This is a genomic window from Bdellovibrio sp. ZFWA1 (assembly GCF_056175665.1).
In genome coordinates, this window is sequence record NZ_JBJKJH010000001.1 from 192,990 (window position 1) to 207,766 (window position 14,777).

Genomic DNA, 14,777 nt, shown 5'->3' on the forward strand with positions numbered 1-14,777 from the left:
CAGGAGAACTCAGATGATGAAGCTTACAGTCATCCCCGGAGATGGCATCGGCCCCGAAATTATGACCCAAGTCATTCGTGTTTTAAAACACGTTAATGCCCCGTTTGATTATGAAGAATTTGATGCTGGCGAGATGGCCCTGAGCAAACATGGTTCACTCCTTCCAGAAGCGACACTTGCTTCTATCGAAAAAAATAAATTAGCCATCAAAGGCCCAACGACAACCCCTATTGGCGGTGGCCATAAGTCGATCAACGTTTCTCTTCGTCAAAAGTTTGATCTTTACTCGAATGTGCGTCCTGTACGAACCTTGCCGAATGTACCCTGCGTTTGCTCAAACGTAGATCTGACTATCGTTCGCGAAAATACGGAAGACTTATACGCTGGTATCGAACGTATGGTTGACGACAATACAGCAGAATCAATCAAACGCATCACTCGCAAGGGCTCGGAAAGAATTATTCGTTACGCTTTTGAGTTAGCCAAGAAAACCGGCAAGAAAAAAGTAGCGATTGTTCACAAAGCCAATATCATGAAGATGTCTGACGGACTATTCTTGAAAGTTGGTCAGGAAATCGCGGCCCAATATCCCGACATCGAAACAAAAGATGTTATCGTTGACAACGCCTGCATGCAACTTGTGACGAAACCTCAACAGTTCGAGATTATCGTCACCCAAAATCTTTATGGAGACATTTTATCGGACCTATGCGCTGGTTTAGTCGGCGGCTTAGGCGTGGTTCCTGGCGCAAACATCGGGGAAAAAGCGGCCATTTTTGAAGCGGTTCACGGCTCTGCTCCTGATATCGCAGGCCAAAACAAGGCCAATCCGACGGCACTTCTTCAATCAGCAGTTATGATGCTGGAACACATTGGTGAAAAGGCGAAAGCTGATGCCATTATGAAAGCTCTGATCGATACACTTAACGACGTCAATGCCCGCACTGCTGACCTTGGAGGCAAAGGCAATACTATCAGCTTTACAGACGCTATTATTTCACGTCTGAAATAGCATAATAGTACACATCGCAACATAGGTTGCACATGGCTCCTTCTATGAAATCATATTGTTTAAACAATTCTAGGTTTCGCAGAAGGAGCTTTTTTGTGTCTTTTAAAAATATCAAACTTCTAGTGTTTATACCGGCCTTGGTCACAATCATTGCCTCTTGTGCAAGCAAACACAAAGCCGAAAAAATCGAAACAGAAATCGAAAAACGTCAAGAAGTCAGCGGCGATACAACTTTGGGAATTAACAAAGATGGCAATATGGTCGTTCAAAAAAAGGTTCTAATGAACGAAGAACTACGTTCATTGCAAAATGACGTTTATAGCCTAGAGGACCGTGTTTATGGAAATCGCAAATATGGCAGCCTAGGACTATACGGCGTCCTCCGCGACTGCCGCCTTCAAATGGCAGACCCCAAAAATGGCGGAGATGGTAAACTGAAATGGACCGAACCCATGGACCGAGTGACTGACAAGGAAGACGAATTTAAAATTGGCCTCGACGAAAAAGATAAACTCGTCGGAGTCAGTGAAGAATTTTTGAAAGATCGCCTGGCTCGATTTAAAGAATACAAATCGGCACTAAATAAACGCCAAGATGAATACGAAGAAAAAGTGGCAATCTGCAAAGCTGAACTCAAAGCCCAAAAAAATAAATACGAAAAAGGTGAGTAAGCTTGCCTGCGATGAATAGGCTCTTCTTTAGGCTTCTATGCAGCTGCTTTATTTTAATTGCTGGGTGTGCTAACTCCCAGCAGAAACGCTGGACAATGGCGGCAAGCAGCTCAATGATCGGCGCCATGGCCTTCAATCACAGGTCCCCTGCTGGCGAAGATCGATCTCAACAAACAGCGCTCGGCGCAGCCGTCGGGGCCTGTTTAGGATTTACCATCGCCAACCTTCTTTATTCTGACGAAGCCGAAATCTCTAGACTCAAAGATCAGAATGAACAGCTGCAGGTAAAAATCCGTCTATTTGAGTGGGCTAAAACAAATTACTCTACCGAAACTAACACCGACTCCAACCTAAAGGTCCCGAGCCCAAAAGCAGATTTTAAATCCAAAGCCCTTAACAATTACATTATTCCAGCCCCAGTCAACCCTCTGTCCAATGTTCAAGCTTGGGGTCTGGATAAGAAGTTTATGCTCAAAAATGAAAACTAAACTGACTTGGTTGACTATCCTTTTATTTGCGGCATTTCTATATTTGTTTTTTTATGAATATAAGAAAATATTTTCTTTTTTCCCTGACTCAAATTCAAAAAATTTTGCAGCACCACAGATTCAGATGAACGAGGACAATTTCGGTATTAGCTTTGCGGAGTTTCTTATATCGAATAAATGGAACCCTCAATTTGATAAGTATCTTAGCCCAGAGTTATACACTCAACTTTATCAACGACATCTTGAGCGCGGAGCCCAAGCCGAACAAGATTTGCGAACAAAGCCCTTGTGGGTATGGACCCATCGAACCTTGTCTACAAATCTTATTCTAATTAAAAATGTCGACACTCAAGGCAACGTTTTCTTTTCTGAAATTCGCCTTTCGCGCAGTTCGAACGAAAAGAATAACTACTCGAACGTAGAAATACGAACTAGACCACAGCCATTTACGCCCTTTGATGTTTCGGACTTAAATAACGTAGAAGTTCAAAATAGAGCCTGCGAATCTAAAATCGAATTGCTTCAAAATAAACTTTCATGGAATTGCGGCAATAACAAAGTGACTATCCCTACCCGCAAAAACTCAGAGTACTTAAGTTCCCGTCTGAACGCTGTAGCTATCTTAGCCCTACTTCCTAAAGAATCACTGCAAATAAAAAAACAGATTAAGGACAATTCACTAAAAGAAAAAAAGTCCGAATATCAAAATCTACTAGAAAAAGCCCTCGCGCCTCAGTAGCTGCAAGTTTACTTCGACAAGGGAATGATCACTTCGACCTGAGTGCCTTGATTTTGCACCGAGCGCAACTTTAGGTCGCCTCCCAGCCCCCGCAAGATTTCAGCTGCCGAGTAAAGCGCTAACCCATTCCCCTTTTCTTTACCAAAAGTAAGTTCTTCTTGGGTTAGTTTTGAAAGAATATGTTCAGGTATGCCGGGACCGTTGTCTTGTACAACAACTACAAAACTATCATTATAAAGACGGACACTAACTGCTACAAATTCAGCTAAATCTGTCTGATCGACGGCCTTGCGTGCCCCAAAGGCATCTAATGAATTCTGAATAAAATTAGATAGCATTCTAGACATCGCCAAAGCTTTCATCGGAAGCCGCCTATCCAAATTCCGAACATCTTGAAGTCGGCTGTCAATTTGAAGATCAATTTGAATATTAGTTTTTGGACTAATTTCAGAAGATTCCGCTGCTTCACTTTTCAAAAACAACAAATGTGTTTTCTTTATTTCATCAAGAACATGACCCAAATTTTCTTCGGCCTCGCTAATATTCGGGACAGAATTTTGACGCTGGCGTCGGGAATACTCTAGTAGATCTTCGGCAATCGCATGCACTCGTTGCACGGTAACCTGTAAAAGCTCTCTTTCGGAGGCCGGCAAAAAAGCACTGTGCCTTTCTAAAGTCTTGAGCCCCATCAAAGGCCCCCGTATATCATGAGCGACTTGTCGCGCGACCTGAGCGATTCGTGTTTGAACCTCGGCCTCTTGCTGAATTTTTTGAGTTTGTAGTTGATATCGGGATCGTAATAGTCCGTAAGCGAAAAAGGAAAGTGCTAATAAAAATCCAACGATCAAAGCATATTTTGACTGAAGCCCTTGAATGACAACTCGCCTGATAGAATAACAAAACTGAATCTGCCCTGCGGGAAGCCCAAGATACGAAACAAAGAAGGACTGATTTAAATAACACGTCGATGCCGGTAGGACTGACGATTCCGCCGGCGTCTCGGAAAACTTCCAACTCTGAATTATCGGAACTTGCTGCCTTAATAATTCCATTATCTTGTTTGAATACTTCGAAGACTCCGGATTTAGCTGACCGACAGCGATCTCTTCGTTCCAACTCTTAATCCAAGAACTGGCAACTTCCTTCTGATTTGAATAGTCCAAATATATAGCTCCTATAAAGCCTACCAAAACTATAGAAGCTGCTAGAACTATCTTTAAAAAATACAAAGGCCTTCTGACATCCATCAGAAGACCATTCAATGCAGACATTATACCGAGCCCAGTTCACTTTTATCTAAGCCCTACCTGTTAGCTTTAAGCCTGGTGACCTAAAATGTCCCTAGGAAGCCGAGCCTCTCGGGTTTCTTCTGTGGGTAGGTTTCATGCCAGGCTGCTATATTTGAATAGACGCCGGGTATCCATGTGTCTCGAATTGAGAAATCCACACCTCTGAAGGATCTTTAGCATAAACGATTCCTCATTCTGATAGCTGTAGGCCATGGCCTTTAGAACTCTGATTTTATTGTTAAGTCCTTCACTGATTGCAGTCGTTAAATTTGATCGTATATAGGCTTCGATATTGATCCGGTACTTGCGAACTTGCAGTGCAAACTTCCGAAGTGGCAGCAACTTCGAATCTCGAACCAACCCATACCATTTTGCCAAGCGTGATCTAAACCCGTGGACACCTTTTTCTTCTAAAACCTTATGGAAATACTCAACGATAATCATTGCGTTTGAAATATTCGTATTTAACACTTTTAACTTTCCTAGCATATTATTCTCCTCGATAGATAAAACAGCATCTCGCTCTAAAAACATGAACCTTCTCGATGGTGACAACATGATTTCTTCGAACTCTTTTTTGTTCTTTTTTGCCTTTTGAAACTCTTCTTTTCTGACTTTTTCAAAGTATTCGTTCATGCTCTGAACCAAGTGGAATCGATCAATCGCAATCTCTGCATTGGGACAGAGTTTACTCACGGCTTGGAAGTAGCCAGGGTTCATGTCTATTGAAAAAAACTCCACTGATAATCGCTGGGGTCTTGATAGAGTTTTTAAACACGTTGCTAAGGCCATAGCATCCCTACCAGCAGCGTTAGCAATCACCTTTGCAGCCTTCGTACACACTAAGTTTGTTACGAACTTTACGGTCCATCGTGGTGCAAAAGGGTGCTCTCTTTTGGTTTCAGTTTCAGTCTTAAAGTGCACCTCGTCAGCACTCATACGAGAAACATCAAGATCTTTTGTAAACCTGTTTACATCTAAATTCTTTTGCATTTCTCGCATACGCCACTGATCCATTTGCCATAAAGTCTTTGGATCTGAACTCAAGGTCCGGGCCGCAGCAGCACAGGTGGTTTCTTCCATGAGTCGACCCGCGGTTTCGACAAAGCTGCAGCTATGGCCTTTGAATTTTGAATGGATCCCTGAAACCTTAGAGCGTTGGATTTTATTGCATACGGGACAAAGTCCTCGTGGATATCGTAAATGAATAACGACGTCCTTAAAGAGCCCCAGAGGGGGTACTTTAAGGTCTCGATAGCTCCATTGATGGAATTCCAATAAGGGATGCTCGCAGTCCGCGCAGCAGGCGCGGGACCACGGTAACTCTGCCGAAAGCCGACAAGACACAAAGTCCTCTGAAAGCTCCGCGTTGGTAATATTTAAATCTTGCAGACCTAATAAGCTGTTGATCAAATGATGAAGGTCCATTCTTGGCCTTTGTAATTTTTTTTTCGTAGTAAAAAAATCAAATCACAAGGTTCGCCAAGATGGGCCTTTTTATTTCAAGAGACACAACGCAAAAAGCCGGTCACGATGACCGGCTTTACCCCAGGGTATGGGAGCGGGAAGCTCCCATGACAGGATGTCTTTTTTCTTAAGTACCCACAGCTCAATCCCGAGACCCGGAAGCCGAACCCGCCTGTACTTCTCCATAAATATCACCCATCGCACGCAGGGCATCGACCCAAGTTAAAATGCCAATGAGTTTATTATTTTCGACTACTAAAACAGAGCCATATTTATGCTGAGACATTTCTTTACAGACGGCAGCAAGCGGTGCCTTCGGCGAAACCGTATAAGCATCTTCAATAAAAGCTTCGCTAACTAAAACTTTTTCCGGATCCACATCACGAAAACTCTCGACGGCTTTCAAGTCTCGATCCGAGAGCACTCCAACTAATCGCCCCCCTGATAAAACCGGCAGGTGACGAACCCGATGTTCGACCATCAGACGATGAGCTTTTGCCAACGTGATGTCGGCCCCTACGGTGATCGGCGCCGAGGTCATATATTTTTCAACTGGAATTCGAACCAAACTTTTCACAACAACCTCAATTCCTTAACCATTAAGCCAAAGCAATTTAGGTGCCATTATTTAGGCGGATTTTAACAGATTTTGGGACAGAATGCCCCACAAGGCGTGCCTTTTCGTCTCAGGATTTGTTTATTGATGCTTTCAATGGCAAATGGATTTGAAAGCTGGTGCCTTCTCCGAGTTTGGATTCCAGACTAATAAAGCCGCCCCAGCCCTGAATGATCCGATAAGAGGTTGCCAAGCCCAAACCCGTCCCTTTTCCTACCTCTTTTGTTGTAAAAAAAGGCGTGAATATCTGGGCAAGATTCTCGTCTGCGATCCCAACGCCATTATCCCGAATTTGAAGTATGTGATAATCATCCGTTCCCTTGTAAATGATTTCGATCTTCCCTTGCAGATTTAAGTCTTTTTGTCTGCGCTCTGAAATCGCATGAATGGCGTTGACCAAAAGATTTAAAATAACCTGAAACAACGAAGTATACACTGCCTGCACCTCAATGCTTTGAGGAATATCCAGCTGAACCTGAACCAGATTTTTCCGACTTTCAAAGGCGATAAACTCGGCCACATCATTAATCAGAGTCTGCAATGGAATCATCTGAACTTGCTCTGTGGTCGATCCCCGAGCCAGCTTCAATAAATTCTGAATCAAATGCGAAATGCGATCAATTTGTTGAATGATAATTTGACTGTTTTGCACGGCCGAATCGGGAAGCTGGGTCATCATACTCATCATCTCGGCACGACCACGCATAATTCCTAACGGAGTTCCGATTTCATGAGCCAATCCCGAGGCCAATATCCCAACGGAAGCAAGACGTTCTTGTTGTAGAATTTGTGACTCCATGACGGTTTTTTCGGTCACGTCTTGAAAACCAACTAAATAGGCCGTGTGTTGATTGAAATTATAGTGCTTTGTTGAAGCCTCAAAAATTCGACGCTTCCCGCTTGTCTCTTGGGTGATGGTCTGATGGCCCGTCTGAAATATAGCATATTGAGGCCCCAATAAAGAGTCCACCGATGCATTTAGAATAGCTTGATTGGAGTGCGCTAAAAGCATCTCGGCGGTGCTATTAAGCCAACGAATATTCCCACTCAGATCATAAATCATCAGGCCTTGAAAGGTGGCATCGATCAAACTCTGCAAGTTTTCTTTTGTATCAATTAAATTCGCATCTGCATTTTTCTTATCCGTTATGTCCCACCGAATTGACACGTACTCTTTAATTTGGCCTGACTCGTCTTTGAAGGGAATAATCACCGTATGAACCCAATAAAGTTTCCCTTGCTTAGATCGATTGCAAATCTCGCCTTCCCATTTTTCTCCCGAAGAAATCTGACGCCATAATTCTTTGAAAAATTCCTTAGGATGAAGGCCCGAATTAATAATACGATGATTTTGACCTAACAATTCGTCTAATTGATAGCCCGAAATATCGCAAAATTTTGGATTGGCGTATTTAATCAGCCCCCGCGGGTCTGTTATCGCCACAATGGCCGACGAATCTAGTGCCGAGCGAATATTGCTAAAATCGAATTCAGTTGCTTGGGTCATTTCTAAAATCTACCAGCCCTAATTAAATAGACAAGCGATGTTGATTCTGATAATCCGCATTATATATGGAAAAGCCGTTAATTTTTATTATTGATGATGATGCCGGTATGGCGTCGATGTTAAAAGACTTTTTGGCAGCACAGCATTTTGAAATTCGCGCCTTTGTTTCTGCACAAGAAGCATTCACCCAGTTAAGTGAAGACGTTCATCTAGTCATCACCGATTTAAGAATGCCCGGCATGGATGGAATGAGCTTTATTGATCAAGCTAAAAGACGCTTCCCAAGCTTACCGATTATTCTGATCACAGCTTTTGGCTCCCTCGAGAACGCTATTGAAGCAACAAAAAAAGGTGCTTTTCATTTTCTCACCAAGCCCTTAAAGCTCACGGAGCTTCAAGTTTATATCGAGAAAGCCCTTCACCTTCGTCAGTTGCAAAAACAGAATCAGTTTTTCCGAAATGAATGGCGGCAACAACACTCCTTTGCTGGTATCATCGGAAAAAGTGCGCCAATGCAGGCGATTTTTGACCTTATTCAGCGAGTCGCCCCTACTTCGGCCAACGTTTTAATTCAAGGTGATAGCGGTACGGGAAAGGAAATGGTCGCGCGAGCGATTCATCAACTGGGGCCTCGTAAAGACAAAGCTTTTGTGGCGATTAACTGCACGGCCATCCCAGATAATCTTCTAGAAAGCGAACTTTTTGGACACGCAAAAGGTTCATTCACCGGTGCCATTCAAAGAAAGAAAGGCCTTTTTGAAGAGGCAGATGGCGGAGTGATCTTTCTAGATGAAATTGGCGATATGGATCTTAATCTTCAAAGTAAGATTCTGCGGGTCCTTCAAGAAAAACGCATTCGCGCCGTTGGGGACAACCAAGACAAAGCCGTTGACGTAAGGATAATCGCAGCCACGCATAAAGATCTTAAAGCCGCCATTAGAGATGGCCGCTTTCGTGAAGACCTTTATTATAGACTTTCGGTTATTCCCGTACTCATTCCTCCGCTTCGCCACCGCATTGAAGACATCGGACTCTTAGCATATCATTTCCTAGATAAAGCTAATGCGCATAATGGAAAGTCAATCACGGGCTTTACATCCGAAGCAATGCAAACGCTGATCTCTCTTCCGTGGGAGGGTAACGTTCGCGAATTGGAAAACGTGATCGAAAGAGCCGTCGTCCTTTGCCAACAAAATACGATCGATCGCAATGATTTGCCTCGTCCCGAAAGTTTAAGTCCAGACGCCTTTCTTTCTCAGATTAATGAAGAGCTTCCAACTCTTGAAGACATGGAGCGTCGCTATATCCGCTTTGTTATGGATAAAACCGGCGGGAAAAAAGAAAAAGCAGCACATATTTTAGGCATCAATCGCCGCACCCTCTATCGTAAAGAGCGTGAATATGGATGGGTTGACGATCAAAATGATGAAGATGGTCCATTAAACTAATAATAAACTGAACTCTGTCGAGTCAAACTGCCCCCCTGATTTCAAGGTACTTGGGGCACTTTGTCTCATAATAAAACTCTCCCCCCTTTGTTTTACGTCTCAGGTTGGCAGGGTGGTTGCTTTATAGAAAGTCGAAAGCACCACGAAGGTGAAAACAAAAACCACCGCATGAGCGGTACGTTAAGGGGGATTCTATGAAATTCAAGTCTATTATTGCAGCCGTACTTTTAGTTGGTATGAACGCATTTGCTGGTCAAGCAGATCAACAAGTTCCGCAAGAAAAAGAAGTTCAAATCGGCATCAACGGCGCATACGTACCAGGTGGCTTTGACACTTCTTCTGATGTCTACGTTGTTGTAAATGGTATTTTCCAAAATGGTTGCTACAAGTGGAAACGTGCTGACGTTAACCATAATGGATTCTTCCATGAAATCAAATCAGTAGCTTCTGTAAGCCAGGGAATGTGCTTGATGGTTCTTGTGCCATTCCAAAAAGAAATCCGCATGGGTCAGTTCGATGCGGGTAAGCACACTCTTCGATTCCTAAATGGTGACGGAACTTATCTCGAGAAAACACTCGTTGTTGAATAAGCTCATGCACAGATTCAACTAGATTCGTTCCAACGGGGATTTAACGAAGGTTAGATCCCCTTTTATTTTGAACGGAAATTATCATGAAAAAGATTTCACTTCCAATTTCAATTAGCTTTGTACTTATTGTTCTCGGCTGCCAAAAACCGCCAGCTATACACGTTTACAAATGGAAAAAAGGGGACTCAAATAAAGTCCTTGTTGAAGTTAGTCATTTCGAAGAGGAAACTCCTCCTAATGCTAAACTCGTTAAAGCCGCCAACGAACAAATTAAAATACAATCGCAGAGCTACCGAAAAATTCCAATTGTCGACTCTTTTATCAAATCTATTTATGATGATACGAATGAAAAAATTTGGCTTACGGCTGCCATCAATCCCCAAATAGAAACTTTAAAAAAGCTACCCTTCCAGCGATTTGCCCAGCGCCAATCAAATATCGTCAGTGAGATTAAAAATAGAATTCCATTATTGAAAAAAAATAAAGTCGAAAAAGTAGATATTATTATTGAAGCCAGCAATCTAATGCCAGAACTATTATGGCGCGTAGAGTATTTTGATACCGCCGAACAAGCCTGGGAAATGCGCCTCAATGAAGATTTACAACTTAAATCTATTCACCGGGTCGGTTCCCAGTTTCATGATACGTTAGCCTTGGTATTTCCTCGGGGCCCCAAAGCCAGTCCTCTACAAGAAGTTACGCTTAAAAACTTGAAGCTTCTTCCGAACCTCAGCAATGAAGCATTGATTGTGCAAAGCCAAGCGAGCGAGGTGATCTCGGAATCCAGTGGATTAAAATTTAACCCCGACGATACTCGCTTCGATCAAGTTCAAGTATTTTACTTTTTAAGTGAATCCTTAAGTTGGTTTAAATCGAAACTGGGCTTTGATCTTCCGATGCAGCTTCAGGCCGAGGTTCACGTCGGTGCTCCCGATAAAACCAATACTGCTTTTTACTATCAAGGAAAGATTCGTATTGGATCGGGAGACTCCATAAGCTATCAAAAAATTCCGCAAGATCCTTCAATTGTCATCCATGAAAGTGTCCATGCTCTGGTAGAATCAATCGCCCGTTTGCCTTACGAAGGCGAAGGCGGCTCTATCAATGAAGCCTATGCCGATTTCTTTACGGCCCTGCAATTGGATAACCCGAAAATGGGTGAAGTTGCATGGCTCAAGGGACCTTTCCGCCGCACTATTGACTCGGAAAAAACCCTGGCTGAAAAGACCGGCGGACTTTATGGTGATTCAGCAATCGTCAGCGGGACTTTATGGGAAATCCGTAAAAAATTTGGATCCGAGAAAGCAAAAAACATCGCGATATTGACTTTAAATCGCTTGAATCCTATGAGTGATTTCCAGGATTTTGGCATTCAGCTGAAGGAAAGCCTGACGATGGTACTTTCTGCTGAAGAACAACAAGAAGCAATGACAATCCTTAAAAAACGTGGCTTTGAATAACGTAAAGGAGCTTTGGCATGAATAGCATTATCGGCCTCTGGATATTTACCAGTATGCTATATAATGATGTGGAAATGCCAGCTCCTAATCCAGACCTGGTGATGTCATTTGAATTTAACGAAGATGGAACAGACACATTAAAGTACTACCGCAAAAATGAGCAGGGCTTCTGCGAACGCCGTGCTTTTTACTCTTTCGATCAAGAAACTTTGTATCAAAAAGTTTATTGGACTCATCCCCAAAATGCCTATTGGTGTGACAACGATATTGATATGCATGTTGGAACTGAAGGTCAAAACAAAGCTCGAATATCAAAAGAGGGCCATTTACTGTTAGATCTCAATCTAGGCGACGAATCCGTCACTCTGGTCTGGAAAAAACCAACGCCGCCTACCGCGGACTAAAGACAATTCGAACAGCGCCCCGTCTGCACAAGACTTCTTAAGTTGGCCAATGTTGTCTCTGCGATATTGCTCAGGGCTTCTTCAGTTAAAAAAGCCTGATGAGAGGTTAATAAGACCTGCGGAAACGTCGTTAATCGAGCAAGGAGGTCATCATCAATTCCGTCGATAGATTGATCTTTAAAAAAGATTCCATCCTCTTCTTCATAGACATCTAAACAAGCCCCGGCCACTTTGTGAGACTTAAGAGCCTCGATTAAGGCGGTCGTTTCAATTAAAGCTCCGCGACCAGCATTAATTAAATAAACATGATTCTTCATTTTCGAAAAAGCCGCAGCATCTATTAGATGGCGAGTTCTTTCGTTCAATGGACAATGTAAAGAGATAATATCGCTTTCAATAAAAATATCTTCTAAACTTCCAAAGCGAACACCGTCTTTCATGCCACTTGGTATTTGAGGATCGAATGCCAACACTTCACATCCGAAGCCCTTCATAATATTAGCAAAGACGGCTCCGATCTTTCCGAATCCAATAATTCCGACACGCTTTTTATGCAAATCAAATCCGACCAAACCGTCCAATGAAAAATTAAGCTCGCGAATTCTAGCATGAGCGCGATGGGTTTTACGATTTAAAGTCAGCAGCATCGCGACCGCATGCTCGGCCACAGCATAAGGAGAGTACTCGGGAACTCGCGCTATTTTTAAACCTAAGGCTTTAGCTCGCTCTAGATCCACATTATTGAATCCAGCACATCTTAGCAGTATAAACTGCACGCCATAGTTCGCTAACTTTTCAAGGACGGGGCCTTTTAAGTCATCATTAACGAAACAACAAACAGCCTCAAAATCTTTAGCAAGACCCGCCGTCTGCTCGGTCAAACGCGACTCTATAAAGTGAAATTCAGGATCGTCTTGTCGAAGAATCGATTTGAAAGAGCTACTATCGTATTTCTTCGAGCTAAAAAATGCGACTTTCATAAAATTCTTAGTGGAGACTATCTTTGTATAGCCGGTCCTTTAACGCAATGATTTCTTCCGTATGAACCTTGTAGGGGCGACCGCACATTTGACAAGTCACCTCTGGCGACTCATTTTTACTGATCATATCATCAAGGTCTTCAACGCCCAGAACTTCTAAAGCTCGCATAACTCGCTCTTTAGTACACGGACAAGCATACTCAATTTGATGATCATGTTCGATTTCACTGTAATCAACACCCATCATATAAGGTTTTACTAAATCCGCTGCAGAGGCTCCATGAACTAACAACTCGGAAATATTAGCATTAAATACGTCAGCATTAGCTTGAATTTTATCAACGACAGCTTCCTCAACCCCAGGCATAACTTCAATTAAGACACCGCCTGCGGCCTTCACTTTACCAAATTCATCCAAGTAAACTCCCAAATTCACTAAAGAACGAATCTGCTGAGATTGATGTAAATAATGTGCAATATCCGGAGAAATTTCTCCGGATGTCATCTCGACAGTTCCTTGAAAAGGTGCCTTTTGGAAAGGTTGATGTCTTGCGACCGTGAGCGTCCCAAATCCTAAAGCATCTTTTAACGAAAGACCTTTATCATATGAAGGGGGCTGATACTGAGGCTCCGGCGTAAAACCTCGGACCTGTCCATTGTAGTTGGCTTCGGCGTAAACCGTCCCCAATGCGCCATTTCCTTTGAAAAGAAGGCCGACTTGCTGACCATCTTTTAACTGCGAGGCCATCAATATCGCACCGACCATGGCACGCCCTACGGCGACCGTAGCCAAAGGAAAGGTGTTTTGAAGATTCTGCATCTCACGCACTACGTCAGTTGCATCTACACAGGCCATGCGCACTGTTAAATCATTGGAAACGAAGCGATGGACTCTTTGTTTTTGTGAATCGTTCATGACAAAAGCCTCCTCGACGGGAATAATATCGACTTTAAGCCGAAGCTAAGAAGGCCAGATCCTACAAAAATTGTACGGGAGAGTCAAATTATGAAGCTAGTCCTCTTCAGACACGGAGACAAAGCATTCGACGGAACCAACAACCCTCCGCTCAGCGAAATCGGGCTTGAGCAGGCCAGCAATATTGCGGCCATGGTTTCCCACACACGTTTGCCCCGTCCTAGTCAAATCTGGGTGTCTCCCAAAAAAAGAACCCAACAAACGATGCAGGCTCTTGCCGACTGGGCACAAACTCCATGGCAAATCCAAGCAGATCTTGAAGAAAAACAGGACGGTGAAACCGCGGTTCAGTTTCGCAATCGTATTGAGCGTGTGATTCAACAACTTCAGGAACAGGAAAGCACTACCAGCTGTATCTACTTATGCTCACATTTAGATTGGATCGAAGAATTCCTGATCCAAATCCCTTCTGATACCGATCTTTCTTCACCGATGTATCAACACTGGGGCAGCGCTCAGTATATGGTTTTCAGTGTTCAAAACTCTTTGTTCGAGATGCAAATCTTTAAACGTGTGGAGCTTCTATAATGATCAGAAACATCTGGGCCGTTGGCCGCAATTACGCAGAACACGCAAAGGAGCTGGGTAACACCATTCCTAACGCACCCTTATTTTTCCTAAAAGCTGGAAGCTGTGCTGTTTGGAGTGATGAAATTCACATCCCTGCTTGGTGTGAAGAGGTCCATCACGAATTAGAAGTCATTCTGTACTTCAACCAAGATTTAGAAATTGACCGCATGGGATTAGCTCTCGATTTGACCGAAAGAAAAAAGCAAAATGAGCTAAAAGAAAAGGGTTCGCCGTGGACACTGGCAAAATCATTTACCAGCTCTTGCCCAATCACCAAAGCCGTCGCCTGTCATCTTACAGACCAAAACTTGGACCTTCAATTCGAGCTTCTTGTTAATAACGAACTAAAACAAAAAGGCGACACGAAAGATATGATTTTCAAGGCTCGCGAGCTTGTACAATATTGTAAGCATCACTTTCCAGTGGTTCCCGGAGATGCTCTCCTCACCGGAACTCCTGCTGGTGTTGGCCCTCTAAAACGAGGTGATAAAGTCACAGCCCGTCTACTGGGACAGTTCGAACATCATTGGACTGTATTTTAAATAAAAAAAGGGACCCAA

At 43.2% G+C, this 14,777-nt stretch carries 16 protein-coding genes; 10 read left to right on the forward strand and 6 right to left on the reverse strand.

Going from position 1 to position 14,777, the window contains the following annotated elements:
- Window positions 1-13: 13 nt before the first annotated feature.
- The 4 genes from AC04MN_RS00875 to AC04MN_RS00890 all read left to right on the forward strand — a co-directional run bounded on the left by AC04MN_RS00875 (window position 14) and on the right by AC04MN_RS00890 (window position 2,910).
- The gene (locus AC04MN_RS00875; RefSeq protein WP_475381296.1) at window positions 14-1,012 is read left to right on the forward strand and encodes an isocitrate/isopropylmalate dehydrogenase family protein; all 999 of its coding nucleotides are present in this window, start codon (window positions 14-16) and stop codon (window positions 1,010-1,012) included.
- A 95-nt stretch (window positions 1,013-1,107) separates the two neighbouring features.
- On the forward strand, window positions 1,108-1,683 hold the full coding sequence (locus AC04MN_RS00880; protein ID WP_475381297.1) for a hypothetical protein: 576 nt from the start codon (window positions 1,108-1,110) through the stop codon (window positions 1,681-1,683).
- Between the two features lie 11 nt (window positions 1,684-1,694).
- On the forward strand, window positions 1,695-2,171 hold the full coding sequence (locus tag AC04MN_RS00885) for a hypothetical protein (RefSeq protein ID WP_475381298.1): 477 nt from the start codon (window positions 1,695-1,697) through the stop codon (window positions 2,169-2,171).
- Window positions 2,161-2,910 (forward strand): hypothetical protein, encoded by a 750-nt coding sequence (locus AC04MN_RS00890; RefSeq protein ID WP_475381299.1) that lies wholly within the window; start codon window positions 2,161-2,163, stop codon window positions 2,908-2,910. The genes AC04MN_RS00885 and AC04MN_RS00890 overlap by 11 nt, the downstream gene beginning before the upstream one ends.
- Before the next feature lie 8 nt (window positions 2,911-2,918).
- Here AC04MN_RS00890 and AC04MN_RS00895 read toward each other — a convergent pair whose 3' ends face one another.
- The 4 genes from AC04MN_RS00895 to AC04MN_RS00910 all read right to left on the reverse strand — a co-directional run bounded on the left by AC04MN_RS00895 (window position 2,919) and on the right by AC04MN_RS00910 (window position 7,789).
- Window positions 2,919-4,181 carry a sensor histidine kinase gene (locus AC04MN_RS00895; protein WP_475381300.1) on the reverse strand — a complete coding sequence of 421 codons (1,263 nt, stop codon included), beginning with the start codon at window positions 4,179-4,181 and terminating at the stop codon, window positions 2,919-2,921.
- 111 nt (window positions 4,182-4,292) lie between these two features.
- Window positions 4,293-5,627 (reverse strand): ISL3 family transposase, encoded by a 1,335-nt coding sequence (locus AC04MN_RS00900; RefSeq protein WP_475381169.1) that lies wholly within the window; start codon window positions 5,625-5,627, stop codon window positions 4,293-4,295.
- Window positions 5,628-5,808: 181 nt separating this feature from the next.
- Window positions 5,809-6,243 carry a CBS domain-containing protein gene (locus AC04MN_RS00905; protein ID WP_475381301.1) on the reverse strand — a complete coding sequence of 145 codons (435 nt, stop codon included), beginning with the start codon at window positions 6,241-6,243 and terminating at the stop codon, window positions 5,809-5,811.
- A gap of 109 nt (window positions 6,244-6,352) precedes the next feature.
- Window positions 6,353-7,789 carry a PAS domain-containing sensor histidine kinase gene (locus AC04MN_RS00910; protein ID WP_475381302.1) on the reverse strand — a complete coding sequence of 479 codons (1,437 nt, stop codon included), beginning with the start codon at window positions 7,787-7,789 and terminating at the stop codon, window positions 6,353-6,355.
- Window positions 7,790-7,854: 65 nt separating this feature from the next.
- Here AC04MN_RS00910 and AC04MN_RS00915 point away from each other — a divergent pair, with 65 nt between their 5' ends.
- From AC04MN_RS00915 to AC04MN_RS00930, 4 genes are all read left to right on the forward strand, one after another.
- Window positions 7,855-9,237 carry a sigma-54-dependent transcriptional regulator gene (locus AC04MN_RS00915; RefSeq protein WP_475381303.1) on the forward strand — a complete coding sequence of 461 codons (1,383 nt, stop codon included), beginning with the start codon at window positions 7,855-7,857 and terminating at the stop codon, window positions 9,235-9,237.
- A 194-nt stretch (window positions 9,238-9,431) separates the two neighbouring features.
- Window positions 9,432-9,827, forward strand: a complete 396-nt coding sequence (locus AC04MN_RS00920) for a hypothetical protein (protein WP_475381304.1) — start codon at window positions 9,432-9,434, stop codon at window positions 9,825-9,827.
- Window positions 9,828-9,910: 83 nt separating this feature from the next.
- Complete coding sequence (locus AC04MN_RS00925; RefSeq protein WP_475381305.1) at window positions 9,911-11,287, forward strand: gluzincin family metallopeptidase; 1,377 nt, start codon at window positions 9,911-9,913, stop codon at window positions 11,285-11,287.
- 17 nt (window positions 11,288-11,304) lie between these two features.
- The gene (locus AC04MN_RS00930) at window positions 11,305-11,691 is read left to right on the forward strand and encodes a hypothetical protein (protein WP_475381306.1); all 387 of its coding nucleotides are present in this window, start codon (window positions 11,305-11,307) and stop codon (window positions 11,689-11,691) included.
- On the opposite strand, the gene AC04MN_RS00935 is transcribed toward AC04MN_RS00930, so the two are convergent.
- Entirely contained in the window at window positions 11,688-12,671 is a 984-nt protein-coding gene (locus tag AC04MN_RS00935) for a 2-hydroxyacid dehydrogenase (RefSeq protein WP_475381307.1), read from the reverse strand. The two genes, AC04MN_RS00930 and AC04MN_RS00935, sit on opposite strands and share 4 nt — an antisense overlap.
- A gap of 7 nt (window positions 12,672-12,678) precedes the next feature.
- The gene (locus AC04MN_RS00940) at window positions 12,679-13,587 is read right to left on the reverse strand and encodes an Hsp33 family molecular chaperone HslO (RefSeq protein WP_475381308.1); all 909 of its coding nucleotides are present in this window, start codon (window positions 13,585-13,587) and stop codon (window positions 12,679-12,681) included.
- A 90-nt stretch (window positions 13,588-13,677) separates the two neighbouring features.
- On the opposite strand from AC04MN_RS00940, the gene AC04MN_RS00945 reads away from it, so the two are divergent.
- Window positions 13,678-14,175: a phosphoglycerate mutase family protein gene (locus AC04MN_RS00945; protein ID WP_475381309.1), complete on the forward strand. Its 498-nt coding sequence runs from the start codon at window positions 13,678-13,680 to the stop codon at window positions 14,173-14,175.
- Entirely contained in the window at window positions 14,175-14,759 is a 585-nt protein-coding gene (locus AC04MN_RS00950; RefSeq protein WP_475381310.1) for a fumarylacetoacetate hydrolase family protein, read from the forward strand. Before AC04MN_RS00945 ends, AC04MN_RS00950 begins: the two co-directional genes overlap by 1 nt.
- Window positions 14,760-14,777: the final 18 nt, after the last annotated feature.